The following is a 20,446-nucleotide window of genomic DNA, read 5'->3' as shown; positions in this document are numbered from 1 at the left end:
GGGGACGGCGGGAGGAGACATCTAGATGTGTAGATGTCTCAGGTGTGGCTGCCCGGCCCTGCGAGTGACCGGCACATGAACATCGATGAAATGACCGTGGCGCGACGGTCGGTGGGGACCGATCCCCGTCCCGGACGGCTCGCGGAGGTTCGTACTATCCAGGGGTGTCGAACCACCGAAGGACAAGTCCGCGCTACCTGCAGTTGGCCCGCCTCATCCAGGAACGCATTGACGCCGGAGAGTTTCCGGCCGGCTCCCGGCTGCCGAGCGAGCCCGAGATGTGTGCCGAGTTCGGCGTCAACCGCCTGACCGTCCGCGAGGCCGTCGCCGAGCTGGAGCGGGCCGCCGCCATCGAGATCCGCCGGGGCATCGGAACTTTCGTGCGCCCGCCCGTCGCCCGGGTGTCGATCGCGGTCGACCCCCGCAGCCAGCGCTTCGACATGGGCAGCACACACGCCTCACTGCCCGAGTCCACCGCCGGACAGGGCATGGACGTCCAGGAGACGATCACCGACGCCCTGCCCGCGGGTACCGCCACTGCCGACGAGGAGGCGGCCCGCCATCTGGGCCGGCCCACCGGCGTCCTCTCAAGGGTGCAGACCGTGTTCTCGATCGGCTCCGAGACCTGGGGCATCAGCAGCTACTGGATGCCCACCGCCCTGCTGCCCCGGGAACTCGCGGCTCCCGGACCGGTGGAGAACCTGGTCCGCGCCCTGGCCGACAGCGCCGGCATCACCCTGGAGTACGACTGGCGCGCCTTCAGCGCCGTCGGGGCCGACATCGGCGACGCCGACATCCTGGGCGTACCGGCCGGGAGCGCCCTGCTCGTCCGCGAAGGCGTCAGCTGCACCCCCGACGGCGAACCGGTGCTCTATGTCCGCCGGCGCATCCAGGGGGAGCGCGCCCGCTTTGTGCTGAATTTCCGTGAGTCCGGTCCGGCCCTACCGCCGAAACCGCACGACGGACACCCCTGAACATCGGAACGCAGTTCCCGTGATGACCAGTTGATCTACAGTGCTCAGGTCAGTTCCGCACCCGGTGACCTGAGAAGGAATCACGGATTATGCCCACTGAGACGTTCGAGTTTCAGGTGGAAGCGCGCCAGCTTCTGCAGATGATGATCCACTCGATCTACTCGAACAAGGACGTGTTCCTGCGCGAACTCGTCTCCAACGCCTCCGACGCGCTCGACAAGTTGCGGCTCGAAGCGCTCCGCGACGATTCGCTCGGCGCGGACGTGTCCGACCTCCACATCGACATCGAGACCGACAAGCAGGCCCGTACGCTGACCGTGCGGGACAACGGCATCGGGATGTCGCACGACGAAGTGGTCCAGCTCATCGGGACCATCGCGAACTCGGGCACAGCGAAGTTCCTGCGGGAGCTCAAGGAGGCCGAGGACAGCGCCGCGGCCGAAGGGCTGATCGGCCAGTTCGGTGTCGGGTTCTACGCCAGCTTCATGGTGGCCGACGAGGTCACGCTGCTCACCCGGCGCGCGGGCGAGAGCCAGGGCACCCGCTGGACGTCGACCGGCGAGGGCACGTACACGATCGAGACCGTCGACAGCGCCCCCCAGGGCACCTCGGTCACACTCCGGCTCAAGCCGGAGGACGCCGATGACCGGCTCTACGACTACACCTCTCCCTGGAAGATCAGGGAGATCGTCAAGCGGTATTCGGACTTCATCACCTGGCCCGTCAGGATGGCCCCGGAGTCCGCTGCCGACGATGCCGCGGACTCCGGGGCAGCGGCCGACGACGCCCCGCGCGAACCCGAGACCCTCAACTCGATGAAGGCCCTCTGGGCGCGCTCGCGCGAGGAGGTCACGGACGACGAGTACCACGAGCTGTACAAGCACATCAGCCACGACTGGATCGCCCCGCTCGAAACCATCCGGCTGCAGGCGGAGGGCACCTTCGAGTACCAGGCACTGCTCTTCATCCCGTCGCACGCGCCCCAGGACCTGTTCATGCAGGGGTACAAGCGCGGTATCCAGCTCTATGTGAAGCGCGTCTTCATCATGGACGACTGCGAAGCGCTGATGCCGCCGTACCTGCGCTTCGTCAAGGGCGTCGTCGACGCTTCTGACCTGTCGCTCAACGTGTCGCGCGAGATCCTCCAGCAGGACCGCCAGATCCAGTTGATGCACCGGCGCCTGGCGAAGAAGGTGCTGTCGACGGTCAAGGACATGATGTCCGCCGACCCGGAGCGCTACGCCACGTTCTGGCGGGAGTTCGGCCGTGTCCTGAAGGAGGGGCTGCTGAGCGACTTCGAGAACCGCGACGCCATCCTCGGTGTCGCCTCCTTCGCCACGACTCACGACAAGGACGAGCCGACCACTCTGCGGCAGTACGTGGAGCGGATGAAGGACGGTCAGGAGCACATCTACTACCTCACGGGCGAGTCCCGGCAGGCCATCGAGAACTCCCCGCACATGGAGGCGTTCCGGGCCAAGGGCGTCGAGGTGCTGCTGCTGACCGATCCCGTCGACGAGGTGTGGGTCGAGGCCGAGCCCGAGTTCGACGGCAAGAAGCTGCGGTCCGTCGCCAAGGGCGAGGTCGACCTCGGCACCGAGGCGGAGAAGAAGGAGGCCGCGACCGAGCGCGAGAACCGTCAGCAGGAGTACGCGGATCTGCTCGCCTGGATGACGGACCGGCTGAGCGAGACCGTCAAGGAGGTACGGCTCTCCTCGCGCCTCACCGTCTCGCCCGCCTGCATCGTCTCGGACACGCACGATGTGACGCCGGCCCTGGAGAACATGTACCGCGCCATGGGCCAGCCCGTCCCCCATGTGAAGCGCATCCTCGAACTCAACCCGGAGCACCCGCTGGTCAGCGGTCTCAACCGGGCACACGCCGAACGCGGCGAGGATGCCGGCACCGGCCTGGAGGAGACGGCCGAACTCCTCCACGACCTGGCGCTGCTGGCCGAGGGCGGCGAACTGGGCGACCCGTCGCGCTTCGTCAGACTGATGGCCGACCGCCTTGAGCGCACCCTGTGAGTGAAAGACGCAGGCCCTAGTCCCGGCGCCGCGCCCATACATCGGTGTGCGGCGCCGGGTCCTCCGGCGCCGGGTGGCCTTGCTGGATTCCGGCGACCAGCTCCACCTCGTACCCCGCCGCGTCCTCCAGATAGGCGGCGATGTGCCCGTCCCCGCCCGCGTGCGGGTACCGGTCCGGGAAGAGCGGCTGCCAGCCGTGCTCCGGGGCCCCGGCCACCAGTGCGTCGAGGGTGGCCCGGTCCCGGACGTGGAACGCCAGGTGGTTGAGCCCGGGGCGGCGGCGGTCGTGCGTCCCCCCGGTCAGGTCGGGTGACTGCTCGACGACCACATAGCTGTCGCCGCGCCGCCAGCTCCGCCCGTGTTCCCAGCGCTGGTACGGGACATGGCCCAGCTCGCCGAGCAGCCAGCCCCACCCCTGCTCGGCCGTCGGCAGATCGGGCACCCACAGTTCGATGTGGTGCACCCCGCCGGTGCGGGCCCCGCCCGCCGGCAGTGGGACGGCGCGGCGGATCGCGTGCGGCTGGTACGCCACGGTGTCGCCGTCCTCGTGCCAGTGGATCAGGAAGTGCTCCCCCGCGCGGTAGCCGTCGAGTCCCGCGCGGCAGTAGGCGACGATGTCGTCCGGCAGGGCGTCCAGCGGGAACCACGCCAGCTCGGAGCACTTGTCCGGTTCGCGGTTGTACGGCGGGCGGCCGGGGTCGTACTCCGCCTCGAAGAACCAGCCGGTCCTGGGACTGCCGCCGGGGCCCCGGTGCTGCATGACCAGGGCGACCCGCAGCTCGTCCGGGCCGAGTTCGACACCGATCTCCTCGGCGGCCTCGCGGATCATCGCCTCGCGGACGTCCTCACCGTCCTCGACATGTCCGGACGGGCCGTTGAACAGCCCGTCCGCGTAACCGGTATTGGCCCGGCGGGCGAGCAGGACGTCCGGGCCGCGGCGGAGGATCAGATGCACATCGACGACCTCGGTGTGCCGGTGCGGCGGTTCGGCGCGGGCCACCAGGGCGTAGCGTTCGTCGTCGACCTGCTTGCCCCACAGGGTCGGATCGTCGGAGAGCCGCTCGTGGTGGATGCGTTCGGTGAGCTCGCAGAGAAGTCCGGTCAGCCGCTCGGCGGAGAGGCCGACGCCACCCCAGACGCCTTCGATCAGGATCAGCCGGCCGCCGGGCCGCAGCAGGGTGAACCAGTGGCGCAGGGCTGCCACCGGATCGGGCAGCAGCCACACCACATGCCGGACCATGATCACATCGAACTGCTGCTTGCCGACCGGTGGTTGGGCCGCGTCTCCGAGAAACACCCCGGCACCCGTCCCGGCGAGCTTGGCCCGTGCCTGCTCCACCATGCGCGGCGACCGGTCGACGGCGGTGACCCGGTGCCCCTGCCCGGCGACGAGCAGCGCAAGGCTTCCGGTGCCGCATCCCAGGTCGAGCACCTCGGAGCGCTCACCGGGCAGCCAGCTCTCCAGCCGCTGCGCCCAGGCGTGCCGGACCGCCGGGTCGAGCAGCCCGTGGTCGGGCTCCTCGTCGAAGGAGTCGGCTGCGGAATCCCAGTCGATCGTCGTCATGGGCCGATCGTGCCATCCCGCACTGACGGAGTCGATCAGCCGGCCAGCCGCTTGCGGTAGTGGAAGCGGTCGTACGCGCCGTCCACACGGCGCTCCACCAGCTCGTACCCGTAGCGCGGGTAGAGCTTCCGGTTCTCCCACATCAGGGCGTTGGTGTAGAGCCGGATCTCAGGGAGGCCGAGGCTGCGGGCGTGCGCGTCCACGTGGGCGAGCAGCCGCCGGCCGACTCCCCGGCCGGCCACGTCCGGGTGGACGGCGACGGACTCCAGGAAGAGGTGGTCGTCGTGCGGTACGAGGACCAGGACGCCGACGACGTCCAAGGCCCCCGTAACGTGCACCCGGCCCGCGGCGACATCCGCCGCGTGGTCCGCCTCCATCGGTGCGGGTACGAGACCGATGCGTTCGATGTAGTGACGGTAGGCGGCGTCGGTGACGGCCCGCACGGCGGGGACGTCGGCCGGGGTGGCGAGGCGGATCTTCTCGGAAGCTTCGGCGGTCATGTACGCACCGTACGGCCGGCTGTTCCTAATCGCTGCTGAGCGGGTCCTCAAGGCGGTCATAACGATCGCCGTCACCGCGCTCAGTAAATCAGGTCGCGAGTCGCCCCGGCACCACGGCCTGCGGCCCGAACCTGGCCCGCAGCCGGTCCGCCACCGCCTCGATCCGGCGCGCCCGTTCGTCCACCGGGTCGAACGACAGCTGGTGCGCGGCCCGTTCGGCGTCCGTCAGCCCCTCCGCGCGCAGCGCGATCCCCCGCACCCGGGCCCGCTGCAGAGCGAACGAGTCATGGATCCGGTACGCGAGTTCGGTGAGCGCCGCGGAGTGGGCGGTGGGCTCCCGGAGCGTACGACTGCGGGTCAGCGTCGAGTATCCGGTCCGGTCGGCATAGCGCACGGAGACCGAGAGCCCCCGGCACACCTGCCCGTCCCCGCGCATCCTGGCCCCCAGCTCCTCGGTGAGCGACATGAGCGCGCGGCGCTGGCGTTCCCGGTCCAGCTCGTCGCGCGGGAAGGACCGTTCGGCGGCGATCGACCGGGCGGCGGCGCCCGGCACGACCGCCGTACGGTCGATGCCGCGCGCCCGCTCCCACAGTTCACGTCCGGTCCGTACGCCGGTGATCCGTTGCAGGGTGCCGAGCGGGGCAGCCGCGATCCGGCCGACGGAGTCGAGCCCGTACCCGCACAGGGTGCGGGCCGTCGCCGCCCCGACGCCGTCCAGCGCCGTGGCCGGCTTGGCCGCGAGGAACTCCGCTCCCCCGCCCCCGGGCACCACGAAGGTCATTCCGGGCGCGGCCTGCCGTGCCGCCATCCGGGCCAGCATCGGGTTCTCCGCGGCTCCGATCGCGCAGTCCACGCCGTGCAGGGCGAGCGCGCGGATCCGGATCACCGAGGCCAGCCCCTTCACATCCCGTCCGAAGTAGCGCAGCGCGCCGCGCACATCGGCGAGCGCCCCGTCGGGCGGGACCGCCTCGACCACCGGGGTGAACGCACCGAGAAGGGCGAGCAGTCCCTCGTAACCGGCGCTGTCCGGGGGGCCGCCGCCGACCTTGCGGAACCGCAGATACAGGATTCCCGGCGCATCGTGTGCAGTGCTCATCCCGCACTCCCCGGGCTCTGGTGCCACAACTTCCTTCCGGTGGCGACTCCTTCACCGGGCGGCTGGAGGTCGGACCAGGGGTTCATCTCGTACCCGGTGGCCATCTGGATGCGGCGGCCTTTGTCGGCGGGAGCGGGCTCGGGAGCCTCGGGGGCGCCCTCCTCGGACGAGGGTTCCTCCGCCAGCCGGGCCGCGACCGCGTCGAGTCCGCCGGTACGCCGCAGCTCGGCCAGTTCCGCCAGGTTCCAGGCGGCCGCGCCGACCACGCTCAGGCTCTGCGGTCCGCGCCGCTGCACCACTCCGCGTACCAGCAGCAGCCAGGAGTGGAAGACGGTGTGCGCGCATGCGGCATGGCTGTCGTCGAAGAAGGCCAGATCGACCAGGCCCGTACCGTCGTCCAGGGTGGTGAAGACGACCCGGCGGCCGGAGCGGACCGGCGGGGTCTGGGTGGCCGCCTTGGCGCCCGCGACCAGCACGGTCTGCCCGTGCCGCGCCTCGCGCAGCCGCTTGGCGGAGACCGCGCCGAGCTCCTTCAGGAACGCATGGTGATCACTCATCAGATGGCGGGAGACATCCATGCTCAGGACGCCGAGCTCGGCGCTGAGGCGTTCGGCCTCGTTGAGGTCGGGCAGCCCGATGGAGCCGGTCCGGTGCCCGCCGCCGAGCGGGAGCTGCGCACCGGCGCCGCCGGAACCCGCGCCCCGCTGGGCACGGTGCAGTTCGGACAGATGCAGCAGCAGATCACGCCGGTTGGCACCGAACGCGTCCAACGCGCCGACCTGGGCCAGCCGTTCAGCGGTCGGCTTTCCCGGCCTGGCCCGCTGCCAGAAGTCCAGCAGCGAGGCGTAGGGCTGCCCGGCCTCGATCCGGGCGACCTCGGCCTCACTGATGCCATGGACGTCCGAGAGCGCGAGCCGCACCCCCCAGACCGCCCTCCCCTTCTCACCACCAGACACCAGTTCGATTTGATGGGTGGCCGCCGACCGGTTCACATCCAGCCCCAGCACCGGCACCCCGCGCCGTCGCGCGTCCGCGAGCAGCAGCCGCTTCGGGTACATCCCCGGGTCATGGGTGAGCAGCCCGGCATAGAAGGCCGCCGGATGATGCGCCTTGAGCCACGCCGACTGGTACGTCGGTACGGCGAAGGCGACCGCGTGCGCCTTGCAGAAGCCGTAACTGCCGAACGCCTCGATGATCCCCCAGGCGCGGGCGATCACTTCGGCGCTGTACTTCTTCGCCGCCGCCTGCTGCGCGAACCACACCTTGATCCGGTCCTGCACCCCGGGGTCGGAGAGCCCGCGCCGCACCCGGTCGGCCTCGTCCCGGCCGCAGCCGGTCATGATGTCGACCATCTCGATGATCTGCTCATGGAAGACGACCACCCCGTACGTCTCGCGCAGCGGCCCCTCCAGGTCGGGGTGGGGGTAGCGGACGGGCGTCCGGCCGTGCCGGGCCTCGATGAACGGCCGCACCATGTCGGCGGCGACCGGCCCCGGCCTGAACAGCGAGATGTCGACCACCAGATCGTGGAAGGTGGCAGGCTGGAGCCTGCCGACCAGGTCGCGCTGGCCCGGCGACTCGATCTGGAAGCAGCCCAGCGTCTCGGCACTCCTGATCAGCCGGTACGTCTCCGGGTCGCCCTGCGGTACGGCGTCCAGGTCCACGTCCTGGCCCGAGGCCCTCTTGACCTCCGTGACCGCGTGCGCCATCGCCGACTGCATCCGTACGCCCAGCACATCGAGTTTGAGCAGCCCGAGATCCTCCACGTCCTCCTTGTCGAACTGCGCCATCGGGAAACCCTCCCCGCTGGTCGGCATGACAGGCACCCGGCGCAGCAGGGAGGCGTCCGAGAGGAGCACCCCGCACGGGTGCATGGCGATGCCGCGCGGCAGGGCGTCCAGCGCCTCCACCAGCTCCCAGAGCCGCCCGTACCGGTCCTTCTCCCGCGCCACTTCACGCAGTTCGGGCAGTTCCTCCATGGCCGCACGGGCGTCGCGGGCCCGGATGTGCGGGAAGGCCTTGGCGAGCCGGTCGGTCTCGGCCGGGTTCATGGAGAGCGCCGCGCCAACGTCCCGGATGGCGTGGCGCACCCGGTAGGTCTCGGGCATGGCGACGGTCGCGACCCGCTCGGTGCCGAAGCGGCCGATGATCGCGCGGTAGACGTCGAGCCGGCGGGCCGATTCGACGTCGATGTCGATGTCGGGCAGCACGAAGCGGCGCTTGGAGAGGAAGCGTTCCATCAGCAGCCCGTGTTCGACCGGGTCGGCGTGCGCGATCCCGAGGAGATGGTTGACCAGGGAGCCCGCGCCGGAGCCCCGGGCGGCAACCCGTACCTTCATCGCCCTTACATCATCAACGACTTGAGCGACCGTCAGGAAATAGGAGGCGAAACCGTGGTAGGCGATGATGTCCAGCTCCTGGTGCATCCGCTCCCAGTAGTCGCGCCTGCGGCCGTAGCCGCGCAGCACCATTCCGGCGGCGGCGCGGGAGGCCAGTACCCGCTGGGCGGTGCGCCGCCCCGCACCGACGAGATGCGGTTCGGGGAAGTGGACGGCGCCGAGGCCGAGGTCGCCCTCGGGGTCGACGACGCAGGCGTCGGCGGTGCGCCGGGTCTCTGCGAGCAGCCGCGCTCCGCCGTCCCGGCCGAGGCCGGCCGAGGAGGCGATCCGCTCGGCGGTCTCCGCCATCGCGCGGGCATCCTTCAGCCAGCGCTCATCGCTGTCGAGCGGGGCGCGGCGGGGGTCGACGGGGACCAGCCTGCGGGCCGCGTCGAGCACATCGGCGACCGGGCCCTGCCCGGGGTCGGCGTACCGGACGGCATTGGTCAGCACGGCCCGCACCCCCTGCTCGGCGGCGAAGCCGACGGTACGGGCGGCGAGCCGCAGCGATCCGGGTCCGGTGCCTTCGCGTCCGTGGTGGACGGCTTCGAGGCGCAGGTCGTCGCCGTAGATCTCCCGCCAGGGGGCGAGCAGTGCGGCGGCCCGGTCCGGGCGGCCGGCGGCCAGCGCCCTGCCGACGTCGGAGGCGGGGCCGAGCAGCACGGTGAGCCCTTCGGCAGGCAGCTCGGACCGGCCGACCAGAGGCTGTCCGGCACCGGCGGGCGCGGGGGCGTGGGCGGCGGTGACGAGACGGCACAACTCCGCCCAGCCCTGCGCACCGTCCCGGGCGAGGAAGGTGACCCGGGGTGCGGATTCATCGACAAAGGCACCGCCACGGACCGGGGTCCGCAGCCGATGCGTACGTCCGCCTTCCCTCGTATGCTCCGCCGCCGCAGGGTCCACCGCGAGCTCCACCCCGAAGAGCGGCCGCACCCCGGCCCTCTCGCAGGCCTTGGCGAAGCGGACCGTACCCGCGAGCGTGTCGCGATCGGTCAGCGCGAGAGCGTCCATCCCCCGCTCCGCGGCGCGCTCCGCCAGCCGCTCCGGGTGCGAGGCCCCGTACCGCAGGGAGAACCCGGAAACGGTATGCAGATGCGTGAACCCTGGCATCTGCACCTCCTGGACCGATCCGCACTCACCACCCCTCGCTCTCCACCATAGACCAAGTTTCGAACATTCGTACGATACCCGGGGTGCGGGACATGCACCCGGCCCCGGACCGGCGCTCCGGTCAGCCATTCGGCCCAGTCCCACCTGCACGAACGGCCGACGCCCCGGACCGTGGGGGCATGACTTTCGCTGACGAGGTGAAGAACGCCGTCACTCCACGGGCCGCGCTGCTTGTCATCGGTGTGCTCGGACTGCAGCTGCTGTTCATCGCGTCCTACGTCGGAGCGCTGCACAAGCCGAAACCGACGGACGTACCCTTCGGGGTCGTCGCGCCCCAGCAGATGTCCGCACAGCTGATCACCGAGCTGAAGAATCTCCCGGGCGGCCCGCTGGACCCCCGTGCGGTCGCCGACGCGGCCACGGCCCGCGAGCAGATCCTGAACCGCGAGATCGACGGCGCCCTGATCGTCAATCCCAGGAGCACGACCGACACCGTGCTGGTCGCCTCCGGCGGGGGTGCCGCGCTGGCCGACACCCTGACGAAGATCATCACGAAGGTCGATCTGACCCAGCAGCGCACGGTCCGGTCCGTGGACGTGGCCCCGGCCTCCGACCAGGACTTCGACGGGCTCTCATCCTTCTACCTGGTCGTGGGCTGGTGTGTGGGCGGCTACCTCTGCGCCTCGATCCTGGCGATCAGCGCCGGCTCCAAGCCCGCCAACCGACAGCGCGCGGTGATCCGGACCGGCGTCATGGCGCTGTACTCCATCGTGGGCGGGATCGGCGGCGCGATCATCATCGGCCCGATCCTCGGCGCCCTGCCCGGAAGCTTCTGGGGCCTGTCGGGGCTGGGGGCGCTGACCGTCTTCGCGGTCGGCATGCTCACCCTCGCCCTGCAGGCCCTCACCGGCATCGTCGGCATCGGCCTGGCCGTCCTGATCGTGGTGATCGCGGGCAACCCGAGCGCCGGCGGCGCCTTCCCACTGCCGATGCTCCCGGACTTCTGGCGAACGATCGGCCCCGCGCTGCCGCCCGGGGCGGGCACCTGGGTGGCACGCTCGATCGCGTACTTCAAGGGCAACGCGGTCACCGGACCACTGCTGGTGCTGTCCGCGTGGGCGGCGGCGGGCACACTCGTCACACTCCTGATGGCCATGCGCCGCACACCGGATGACGCCGCCGATGACACGGCGCCCGTGGGCTCTACGGCCGCCTGACCCAGCGGCGCGCCGGACGACAACTCGTCCGGATATCACCTGCACCACCACCGCCGGTGCACCAAAGCGCCTGCGCACAGCACTGTCACTGACATGCCATACGATGCGCACATCTGTTCACAACCCTTCCGTTTGAGGATGCCTACGTCATGTCTTTCGGTGCCACGTCCCGTTCCCTGCGCGGTATATCCGCCGTCGTAGCCCTGATCTCGGTCGGAGCGGTGGGATGCTCCGAAGCCCTCGACGATGCAAAGGCCGGTGCCAAGAAAGTGGTTCGCCAGCGATCGGTCTTCTCGCTCGCGACCGGCGACTGCTACAACCCGAACAACGAGGCGCCGAAGAGCGAGGAGCTCAGCGTCGAGGTCGTGCCGTGCAAGGAACCGCACAAGGGCCAGGTCGTCGGTGACTTCAAGATCGACGGGCAGTCGGCGTACCCCGGTGAGGACAAAACCGCACAGATCGCCGACAAACGATGCCCGGTCGAGGCGCAGAAGTTCACCCCCGACGCCTGGGCCCTGCCCAAGGGCGTCGACGTCTACTACTACTCCCCCACCAAGGAGAGCTGGGCGACGGGCGATCGGGCCGTGAGCTGCACGTACACCAAGGAAGCGGGCACGTTCTCCGGTTCGTTGAAGAGCAAGCCCCTGAACGCCGACCAGCTCGCGTACCTGAAGGGTTCGAACGCCGTCTACGAGGCCCTGTGGACGAACCAGCCCGAAGCAGAGCATGTCGAGGACGACTTCGCCGGTTACAAAAAGCAGGCCAAAGCCGTTGCCGCCGCGCTCGGCTCCCACCTCACGGCCCTGAAGAGCATTCAGCAGCCGGAGACCGTCAAGCTCCGTGCACGACTGGAGGAGACCGCCGGTGCGTGGGAAAAGGCCGCTTCGGCCGGTGACACCGACGCCTTCTACCTTGCCTACGACCGGGCTTTCTCCGGTATCAACCCAGGCAAGACGGTCGCCGCGCGCAAGGAGCTGAAGCTCGCCACCACCGTCCCGGCCGACGAAGCCGAGGTCTGGGCCGGCTGACCCGGTCGGATCATGTCGACCGGCCGGGCCCCTGCCGGACGGCGGGGACACCGCCGGATCCGGCACGTCGGCCTGCGTAGGGCCTTCGGTCCCGGCATCCTGGCTTCGGCCATGTGCCGGGACCGAAGAACAGCCCCGGAGTCTGAGTAGAGACCGCCTGGGTCCAGCTGTCCTCCGCGCCGCGCTCAGGAGGAGCAAGCCACCTGCGCCCAGACCGTTTTGGTGTACGCGTCGCGGACGGTGCAGCCCCAACGGTCCGCGTACGCCTCGACGAGCAGCAGACCACGGCCCGATGCCGCGTCGGCGGACGCGGGTACCGCTGCCGGGATGGGCGGCAGGCGCTCCGGGCGGGTGTCGGTCACCTCGATACGAACGGCGTGGGGCAGAAGGAGGAGCGTCAGCCGGAAGTCGCGCCCGGGGAGGCGCCCGTGGGTAATGGCGTTGGCGGCCAGCTCGGCGGTGACGAGGGCGACGGCCTGAGCAGTCTCGGAGTCGTACGGACTGCCGCACCACTCGGTGAGCTGCTGCACGGCGAGGGTACGCGCCAGCCTGGCGCCACGTGGGGTGCTGCTGAGGCGAAGGCTGAACTCGGGTGGTGGGCCGAGTGGTTCATGGGTGCTTTCCTGTTGCTTCACGACACCATCGTGGAACTCGGCAGAAGTCGCTGACCAGGTGCGATGACCGTACGGGGTATCGGTGGTACGGGCCGGGCGGAGTTGCGCCGTCCTGAGTTGTACGGGTCTTGTACGGGTGCCGTACGGGGCAGGGACCGTGTCCCTGGAAACGTCGATTGCGTTGAACCTTGCCCAGTCGTAGTGAAGTTGAGGAGCACTACGGGTGGCTGCGGGCGGGGCGTGAACGGTGGCGGAAAGGGCGTGAGGGCAATGCGGAATACACGGAACGGCCGCGCGACGAAGACGAAGGAAGACAGCGAGCTTCCGGGGGTATGGGTGGCCTACGGCAAGCTTCTCCAGCACCTGCGTAAGAGGGCCGAGTTGAACCAGCAGGCGCTCGGAGAAGCCATCGGCTACTCCCTGGAACAGGTCGCCTCGGTCGAGCAGGGGCGACGGCCCGCGAAGGAGGCGTTCACCGTCGCGGCAGACAGGGTGCTGGCTGCGGGCGGGTTGCTGGAAGTGCTACAGGCCGATGTGGACCGGGCGAAGCTCCCGCAGTTCTTCCGCAACTTCGCCCTCATCGAGGCGGAGGTGCTGAGCCGCTTCTCGTACGACCCGCTGCTGGTGCCGGGCCTTCTGCAGACGGAGGCGTACGCACGGGCCGTGTTCGGCGGCCACTGCCCGCCGTTCAGCGAGGAGATCATCGACCAGCACACGGAAGCGCGCCTGAGCAGGCAGAAACTTCTGACGCGGGATCCGCTGGCGGAGCTGTCGTTCATCATCGGGGAGGAGGCGTTGCGTAACCCGGTGGGCGGCGCCGAGGTCATGCGGGGACAGTGGCAACGCCTGCTGGAGGTGGGCTCGTTGCGGTCGGTGGAGGTTCAGGTGATGCCGGCTGGGCTGGGATTCCACCCGGGTCTGGACGGGCCGTTCGTCCTGGTGGAGACGAAGGAGCTACGCCGCCTCGGGTACATCGAGTCCCAGGAGGTCGGGTGCGTCGTCAGTGATCCGGCTGAGGTCAGCGCCTTCGGGTTGCGATATGGCAAGCTGCGATCGCAGGCCCTGAACGTCGAGGCGTCTGCGCGGCTCATCGAACAGCTGGTGGGAGAGACATGAGCGTGGAGCAGGTAACCGGGAACGTTAGCGAGCTGCGCTGGTTCAAGAGCAGCTACAGCGGATCGGGCGGCGGCGACTGCGTGGAAGTGGCCGCCGGCCCCGGTGCGGTGTATGTACGGGACTCGAAGGTCGCGGGCGACGGACCGGTGCTGCGGGTAGGCCGGAGCGAGTGGGCGGCGTTCGTGACGCTCGCGCGGGGGTAGCGCCGACGAGGCTTCCTGATCAGAAACGACGGGCCGGCCCGCATCACGTGAGGTGATGCGGACGAGCCCCTTTGTCATGCTCCGGGCGCTTCGCCGCCACCGTACGAGATCGCGCCCCCTGAACGCCCCCACGGTTTCCCAACACACCGTGCCGGTAAGTGCTCTGATGGTCCATCATCGAATCGGGCGGGAAAAGTCGGGCACGCGGTGCCCGCACCATACGGAGGAGGCGCGGAGTGCGTAATCGGGTGCGCGCAACGGACGGGCGGCATCTGGTGGTGGAGCGTCTGGGCGATCCCCGCGGCAGACCTGTCTTCCTGCTGCACGGAATGCCCGGCAGCAGGCTCGGTCCGGCTCCGCGCGGCATGGTGCTGTACCAGCGCAAGACACAGCTGATCGCCTATGACCGGCCGGGCTACGGCGACTCCGACCGGCTGCCGGGACGCTGTGTCGCCGATGTCGTTCAGGATGTACGGGCCATCGCGGACCACCTTGAGCTGGAGCGGTTCGCCGTGGTGGGCCGATCCGGTGGCGCCCCGCACGCCCTGGCCTGCGCCGCGCTGATGCCCGAGCGGGTCACCCGTACCGCCGCACTGGTCGGGCTGGCCCCCTGGGGCGCCGACGGCCTGGACTGGTTCGACGGGATGGCCGCCTCCAATGTGCTGGCGTACTCCACCGCGGCGGCCGATCCGGACGGGCTCGCGGAATCGTTCATCTCCCGGTCCGCGGTGATCAGGAAGAACCCGGTCAGGCTCATCGACGATCTGCGCCGGGAGCTGACCGACTCCGACCGGATGGTGGTCAACGACGCCGGGGTCCGCACCATGCTGCTGCGCAACTACCGTGAGGGGCTGCGCACTTCGGCATGGGGCTGGATCGACGACGCGATCGCGTTCAGCCGCCCGTGGGGGTTCGACCCCGCGGACATCCCGGGTCCGGTGATGCTGTGGCACGGCGAGAAGGACGTGTTCTCGCCGGTGGGCCACTCCCGCTGGCTGGCCGAGCGCATCCCGAACTCCACCGTCGTGGTGGAACCGGCGGCCGCGCACTTCGACGCGCTGCACGTCCTGCCCACGATCCTCAACTGGCTGCTGGAGCCGGCCGTCTGCTGAGGAACAGACCCGGGAGGGACAGGAAGAAGCAGGGGAGACAGGGAGCGTCCGGTGGCGGCCGGACGCTCCCCTGGCTCATACCGCCGTCGGTTCCAGTTCGCGCTCGAACCGGCGCTCGTCCCGGGCGATCCGGGTCATCGGGTGGTCGTCGCCGAGCTGCCGCGCCAGCTCGTCGACCGTCTCCGCCCTCAGCCGCAGCGCCTCGTCCTTGCGCCCCATCGCATCGAGCGTGACCGCCATGTTCGACATCATGGCCAGGGTCTCCGGGTGGTGCGCCCCGAGGACGTGCCTGAGCTGTCCTGCCACCTTCCGTTCGGTCTCCAGCACGATCTCGAGATCGCCCCGTTCGGCCGTCGCATTGGCCAGATTCATCACACAGAACAGGGTGTTGGGGTGCTCGTGCCCGTACACCTCCCGCATCGACGCGACCACCCGGGTCAGCACCTGCTCCGACTCCTCCACCGCGCCGGCCCCCAGCAGGTAGACGCCGAGGTTGTTCAGGGCGGCCAGGGTGTACGGGTGCTTCTCCCCCGGCACCTTCATGTACTGGTCGACGACCTCCTGCGCGGTGTCCCTGGCCTCGGACGCCTCGCCCGCCGCGAACAGGTCGGCCGCCAGATTGAGGTCACAGGCCAGCCACTCCGGGTTGGCGGAGGTGTACTTGGCCCGGTACCGGGCACGGGTGGCCACCGTGAGCCTGCGGGCGTCCTCCAGTCTGCCCGCCCGGCGCAGCGACACCGCCAGGCTCTTCGCCGCGCTCAGCGTGCCGGGGAAGGACCGGCCGAGTGTGGCCTTGTAGCTGTCGTACGTGCGGCTGAGGATGCCGACCGCGTCCTCGTACCGCCCGACGTCACGCAGGTCGCGGGCCAGGTTCATGGCCGAGGAGAGGCTGTACGGGTGTTCCGCGCCGAGCACCTCGACCCGCCGGTCGAAGACGTCCTGGTCGATCTCCCTGGCCTTGGCGTACTGCCCGATGGACCGCAGGGTGAACGCCAGGTTGTTGGCCGCTGCCAGGGTCCTCGGATGCGAGTCGTGGAAGATCTGGTTGAACCCGTCGGTGGCCTCGGTCGCCAGCTCGATCGCCATGGTGTACTCGCCGAGCGTGCCGAGGTCCGTCGCCAGACTGCTGGTGCTCATGTACGTGTGCGGATGCTCCGGCCCCAGGACCTCCCGCTGCGTCGCCAGGGTGATCTCGTCGAGCTCCCTCGCCTCCACGTAACGGCCGCGGGAGCGGTAGATGTTGGCGAGGTGGAAGCAGAGGTAGAGGTACTGGATGTCCCGCTCCCCCAGCGTCTCCTTCCAGATCGCGCGCAACTCCTCGCCGAGCGCGCCCGCGGTCCTGAAGTCACCTCGCTTCCAGAGATAGCGGACCCGGTCGATCAACAGCCTGCGGGCCTCGGGCTCCTTGCAGTTGCGGGCGTCGGAGGGGACGAGGTGCGGCCAGAGGGTGGCGAACTGCGGCCAGGTCGAGGGGTTGTCGATCGGCTCGTCCTCATCGGGCCGGGCACCCGCCAGAATGCGGTGGACGGCATGCCGGGCGTCGCGCTGCTCCTCCTCGCTGAGCTGTGCCCGGATGACGGCCTGGACGAGACGGTGCACCTGGATGGAGTTGGAGACCTGGTCGACCTTGGCGAGGGCGAACCGGCCGATCTCCCGGATGACCCGGCCCAGCACGAGCTTCTCCTGGAGCGAGGCGTCGTACGGCTTCAGTGCCTCGATCATCTCCTTGCTGTACAGGAGGTTCCCCGAGATCGGCTCGGGGGCGAAGAAGGCGCAGAGCTGGAGCAGCCGCACCGCGGCGGGCGAGCGCTCCTTGAGCCGTTCGATGGAGATGTTCCAGGTCGCTGCGACCGGCTGCGGGTAGCCGGCCGGCTGGTTGAGCGCCAGGACCTCGGGGGCCTGCTGCGCCAGCTGTTCCAGATAGGTGTCGATCGGGGTGGCGGTCTCCGCGATCCAGGCCGCCGCCTGTTCGACGGCGAGCGGCAGGTCACCGACTGCGGTGGCCACCTGGGCGGCGTCCTCGTCGCTCAGCCCCGGGGCTCGGCGCTGGAGGTGTTCGATGGACTCCTCGCGCAGGAAGACGTCGACGGGCAGTGCGTCGCCGTGCTGGGACCAGGCCTGGTTCCGGGAGGTGACCAGGATGTGTCCGGAACCGCCCTGCGGGAAGTAGCGCCTGAGCCGTTCGGGGTCGTCGGCGTTGTCGAAGACCAGCAGCCAGCGGTCCGAGGGCACGCCTCGCCGCAGCAGGTCCACGGCTTCCTGGGAGGCGGCCGCCATGTCGTCGCCGCCCTGGGCACCGAGCCGGACGGCGAGCTCGGCGAGCCCGGCCACCACGTCGTCGGTCTGCTCGGACGATATCCACCACACCAGGTCGTAGTCGGCCATGAAGCGGTGCACGTACTCCAGGGCGACCTGGGTCTTGCCGACGCCGCCGAGTCCGTACAGGGTCTGCGGCTGCGGCAGCACGACGGCCATGCCGCCGCCGAGCTGGTCGCGCATCCGCTCCAGGACCAGGGAGCGGCCGGTGAAGCCGGGGTTGCGCGGCGGCGCGTTCCAGATCCTGGGGACGGTACCGGGGAAGCGGGGCCCGGGCGACACACCGTCGGTGAGTTGTACGGGCCGGTCCAGGGCGCGCAACAGGGCGGCGGTGGCATGCACCTCGTCGAGCCGGAAGAGATCGACGGGGTTGCGGTCGATGTAGGGCGCGGACAGCCGTACGTCACCGACCCTGAGCGGCAGCAGATGGCGCCGGCCACCGCCGGGGTCCTCCGCCACGGCACGATCCCAGAGGTTCACCGCACGCTGCGACTTGAGGTAGGCGCTGGAGAGCAGCACCACGGTACGGGCCGCGTTCTCCGCGGCGGCGGCCGCCGGTTCCGGGGTCTCCCGCTCGGCGGACACATCGCGCGGTACGACGCGGAACCCGGCCCGGGTGAGCACGGATTCGATCCAGTCGGCCCACATCCGGTTCTCCGCCACATAGCTGAGGAAGAGATCGGCGGGCAGCGCGGGCCTGCGCCGGGTGAACGCGTCACGGATGCGCAGCCGTACCTCTTCGCCGACCGGCGGCATCGAGGTGATCTGCTGGTCGGTGATGACGGAGGTGAGCCGTTCGAAGGCGGAGAGGAGCGAGTTGGTGAGACCGGCCTCGTCGCCGAAGGTCGCGAGGGTCTCCTCGTAGGCGTAGTAGGGGCGGTACGGAATCTCCACCGCGCCCCAGTAGGCGGTGAGTTCGTCTCCGGACAGATCGCGCGGCAGCCGGTCGAACTTCAGCCGGGCCAGCGCCCGTCCGGCATCGGCCTTCTCCTTCTCGCCCTCGTCGATGCGCATCGGGACGGGGAAGATGGAGATGGGGCGGCCGGTGTAGCGCTCGGAGATCTGCCGGGCGACGGAGGCGGCGCCGTCTATGGACTGGTCGCTGAGGGTGAAGCAGTCGACGAGGACGTCGGGCAGGTGGACGGTGCAGATGTCGGCGATGTCGCTGAGGCCGGTCCGGCTGTCGATGAGGACGTAGTCGTAGTTGGCCTTCATGTCGTCGCGCAGGGCGTCGAAGAAGTGGCCGCCGCCGAGCCGGTCGTAGAAGTTGTCCCAGTCGAAGGTGGAGACGGTCGCGGAGTATTCGCGGTTCTGCCGCCCGGCGGAGACGAAGTCGAGGGTGCCGCCGTGCGGGAACTCCCAGCCGAGCGCCTCGGGTGTGAGGGATACGGCGTGCGGCTGGATACGGGCGTAGTCGCGGTGCCAGTCGTCGGCGCGCTGGACGGGGCTGGTCGCGGCCCACGCGTACTCGGTGATCAGATCGATGACGCCGGTGGTGGCACCGAGTGTCGACGGGTCGAGGAACGGGTGGAAGAACCGGTGGAGCCCCGGTGCCTCCAGGTCCCAGTCGACAGCCAGTACCCGTTTTCCGTTGGCGGCGAGTATCCAGGCGGTGTTGGCCAGAGCCATGGTGCGCCCGGTGCCGCCCTTGTACGAGTAGAAAGTGACGATGCGCCCGTCACGACTGGCCGTCATCCGTGTCCTCCGCATCCGTCGCAGGGTCGTGTGAATCGGGGGTGTAGTACGTCTGCGCCATCGGCCCCATCAACCGTGTCCGTTCGGTGTGCCCGCCGCCGGTGGCGGGTGGGTAGACCGCCGCATGTCTCAGGTACTGCTGGGCCGCCACCTCGACCACCTGCGGCAGGATCTGCCCGAAGGCCTCCATGCTGGGTACGCCCTTGGCGGCGGCGCGGCAGTAGGCCCGCCCCTGGCGCATCTTGGTCGGCATGGTCTGTTCGAGCTTCTCGGTCAGTTCGGCCTCGGCCGCCCTGCTCTCGTGGTCCTCGCGGTTCCACGGCACGACCATCGTCACCCAGGGGCGGTTCTCGGCGTCGAAGGCGGCGAGCCGTCGGCGCCGGTCCTCGTCCTGCAGGGCCCACCGGTCGACGAGCAGGATCTCCGGTCTGCTGGGCGGCTGTTTGCCCTCCGGGTGCCCGGACTCCTCGTCGAAGGAGGAGATGGTGGCCTGGTAGTTGAGGGAGCGCACCAGGTCCTCGGCGACATAGGCCAGGGGACGGGCGGCGGCCGGGTGGTAGGGGTTCCAGTCCTGCGGGTTGTCGCCGTAGTAGTCGGCGTTGCGTCCCTCGGGCAGGTCGTGCCGGGTGGGAGCGGCGATGGTCACCTGCATGGGGCGGGGACCGCCGACTCCGCTGTTCGGCGGGCCGAAGGCGCTGGGGGCCAGCCGGTAGTCGACGGGGCGGCCGGTGCCGATCCGTATGGTGTCCGCGACGTTGACGATGCGCTTGGCGAGTTCGTACACCGCGCGCTCGTACTCCTCGGTGAAGAGCTTGAGTTTGATCAGTCCGTAGAGTCCGTCGCTGACGTAACGGTCCCCGAAGTCGCGGTGGTTGAACTGTAATCTCTCGGCGGGCCCCGGGAGTTGGCTCGGCGGTACCGGCACCCAGAGCGCCGGGACGATCGCCTCGGCCGGCTGGTTGGAGCGGGCCCGGTAGTGAATGGCGCGCTGGGCGAAGGCGTACCACTCCTTGCCGCACATCTCACTGGCGAAGTAGCGCGGCGAGAACAGCGGAACGAACACCCGGCAGGTGGCGAGCACCTCGCCGAGCCGCTCCGACCAGCCCTCGCCGGAGCGTATCTCGCGGTCGATGAACCCGGCGGGCGCGCCCGCGGGCAGATCGGTCATGGCCATCACATGGCCGCAGAGATCCTGGAAGAGCCGCTCGACCCACATGTCGGGGTCCGTTCCACCGCCGTACCCCGGTGTATGTGCATAACTCAAGAAGAAGTACGGCCGATGGTCCGCCGCTCGCTGCTGCGTTGTTGCGTGCACACGACCCCCGTCCTGTGTGAGCACCCGCACCCGAGGATTGAAGTGAATGCGAGCGAATTCATCATTCCGGAGCGGACGTTGCTCCACCCCCATGGCGTTCGGTCATTCAACGCCAGTTTTCAGTCATACGTTCCCAGGTTGAGTCGATCATTCCTTGATCGAATTCGGTCTGCGTCTGTTC

Annotated in this window: 14 protein-coding genes; 7 read left to right on the top strand and 7 right to left on the bottom strand. The window is 69.7% G+C overall.

The features are described 5' to 3' along the window. The first annotated feature begins 164 nt into the window (after nucleotides 1-164). Both NRF20_RS34805 and htpG read left to right on the top strand, forming a co-directional pair. Nucleotides 165-974 carry a GntR family transcriptional regulator gene (locus tag NRF20_RS34805; protein ID WP_398629172.1) on the top strand — a complete coding sequence of 270 codons (810 nt, stop codon included), beginning with the start codon at nucleotides 165-167 and terminating at the stop codon, nucleotides 972-974. A gap of 89 nt (nucleotides 975-1,063) precedes the next feature. After that, nucleotides 1,064-3,001, top strand: a complete 1,938-nt coding sequence (htpG, locus tag NRF20_RS34800; protein ID WP_413753893.1) for a molecular chaperone HtpG — start codon at nucleotides 1,064-1,066, stop codon at nucleotides 2,999-3,001. Between the two features lie 16 nt (nucleotides 3,002-3,017). Here htpG and NRF20_RS34795 read toward each other — a convergent pair whose 3' ends face one another. The 4 genes from NRF20_RS34795 to NRF20_RS34780 form a co-directional block, all read right to left on the bottom strand. Continuing rightward, the gene (locus tag NRF20_RS34795) at nucleotides 3,018-4,565 is read right to left on the bottom strand and encodes a trifunctional class I SAM-dependent methyltransferase/NUDIX hydrolase/VOC family protein (RefSeq protein WP_413753892.1); all 1,548 of its coding nucleotides are present in this window, start codon (nucleotides 4,563-4,565) and stop codon (nucleotides 3,018-3,020) included. A 35-nt stretch (nucleotides 4,566-4,600) separates the two neighbouring features. Next, nucleotides 4,601-5,065 (bottom strand): GNAT family N-acetyltransferase, encoded by a 465-nt coding sequence (locus NRF20_RS34790; protein ID WP_398629175.1) that lies wholly within the window; start codon nucleotides 5,063-5,065, stop codon nucleotides 4,601-4,603. 88 nt (nucleotides 5,066-5,153) lie between these two features. Then, entirely contained in the window at nucleotides 5,154-6,161 is a 1,008-nt protein-coding gene (locus tag NRF20_RS34785) for a DNA polymerase thumb domain-containing protein (RefSeq protein ID WP_398629176.1), read from the bottom strand. After that, a complete protein-coding gene (locus NRF20_RS34780) occupies nucleotides 6,158-9,649 on the bottom strand; it encodes a DNA polymerase III subunit alpha (protein ID WP_413753891.1) in 3,492 nt (1,163 codons plus the stop codon). The genes NRF20_RS34785 and NRF20_RS34780 overlap by 4 nt, the downstream gene beginning before the upstream one ends. Nucleotides 9,650-9,828: 179 nt before the next feature. Between NRF20_RS34780 and NRF20_RS34775 the strand changes: the two genes are divergently transcribed. Beyond that, nucleotides 9,829-10,866 (top strand): DUF3533 domain-containing protein, encoded by a 1,038-nt coding sequence (locus NRF20_RS34775; protein WP_413753890.1) that lies wholly within the window; start codon nucleotides 9,829-9,831, stop codon nucleotides 10,864-10,866. A 149-nt stretch (nucleotides 10,867-11,015) separates the two neighbouring features. After that, nucleotides 11,016-11,894, top strand: coding sequence for a septum formation family protein (locus tag NRF20_RS34770; protein ID WP_398629179.1), 879 nt, complete (start codon nucleotides 11,016-11,018; stop codon nucleotides 11,892-11,894). Nucleotides 11,895-12,079: 185 nt separating this feature from the next. On the opposite strand, the gene NRF20_RS34765 is transcribed toward NRF20_RS34770, so the two are convergent. Next, nucleotides 12,080-12,529 (bottom strand): ATP-binding protein, encoded by a 450-nt coding sequence (locus NRF20_RS34765; protein WP_398629180.1) that lies wholly within the window; start codon nucleotides 12,527-12,529, stop codon nucleotides 12,080-12,082. A gap of 249 nt (nucleotides 12,530-12,778) precedes the next feature. On the opposite strand from NRF20_RS34765, the gene NRF20_RS34760 reads away from it, so the two are divergent. The 3 genes from NRF20_RS34760 to NRF20_RS34750 all read left to right on the top strand — a co-directional run bounded on the left by NRF20_RS34760 (nucleotide 12,779) and on the right by NRF20_RS34750 (nucleotide 14,939). Next, complete coding sequence (locus tag NRF20_RS34760; RefSeq protein ID WP_413753889.1) at nucleotides 12,779-13,624, top strand: helix-turn-helix domain-containing protein; 846 nt, start codon at nucleotides 12,779-12,781, stop codon at nucleotides 13,622-13,624. After that, nucleotides 13,621-13,827 carry a DUF397 domain-containing protein gene (locus tag NRF20_RS34755; RefSeq protein ID WP_398629182.1) on the top strand — a complete coding sequence of 69 codons (207 nt, stop codon included), beginning with the start codon at nucleotides 13,621-13,623 and terminating at the stop codon, nucleotides 13,825-13,827. The genes NRF20_RS34760 and NRF20_RS34755 overlap by 4 nt, the downstream gene beginning before the upstream one ends. A 236-nt stretch (nucleotides 13,828-14,063) precedes the next feature. Then, a complete protein-coding gene (locus NRF20_RS34750; protein ID WP_398629183.1) occupies nucleotides 14,064-14,939 on the top strand; it encodes an alpha/beta fold hydrolase in 876 nt (291 codons plus the stop codon). Nucleotides 14,940-15,014: 75 nt separating this feature from the next. Here NRF20_RS34750 and fxsT read toward each other — a convergent pair whose 3' ends face one another. Together fxsT and fsxC are read right to left on the bottom strand one after the other, a co-directional pair. Beyond that, the gene (gene fxsT, locus NRF20_RS34745; protein ID WP_413753888.1) at nucleotides 15,015-18,950 is read right to left on the bottom strand and encodes an FxSxx-COOH system tetratricopeptide repeat protein; all 3,936 of its coding nucleotides are present in this window, start codon (nucleotides 18,948-18,950) and stop codon (nucleotides 15,015-15,017) included. Then, nucleotides 18,934-20,289 carry an FxsC protein gene (fsxC, locus tag NRF20_RS34740; RefSeq protein ID WP_398629241.1) on the bottom strand — a complete coding sequence of 452 codons (1,356 nt, stop codon included), beginning with the start codon at nucleotides 20,287-20,289 and terminating at the stop codon, nucleotides 18,934-18,936. The genes fxsT and fsxC overlap by 17 nt, the downstream gene beginning before the upstream one ends. Nucleotides 20,290-20,446 lie beyond the last annotated feature (157 nt).

This window comes from Streptomyces sp. R-74717 (assembly GCF_047305335.1).
In the GTDB taxonomy this organism is placed as follows: domain Bacteria; phylum Actinomycetota; class Actinomycetes; order Streptomycetales; family Streptomycetaceae; genus Streptomyces; species Streptomyces atratus.
The sequence above is the reverse complement of the archived record's forward strand: the minus strand, read 5'-3'. Positions and strand labels throughout refer to the sequence as shown.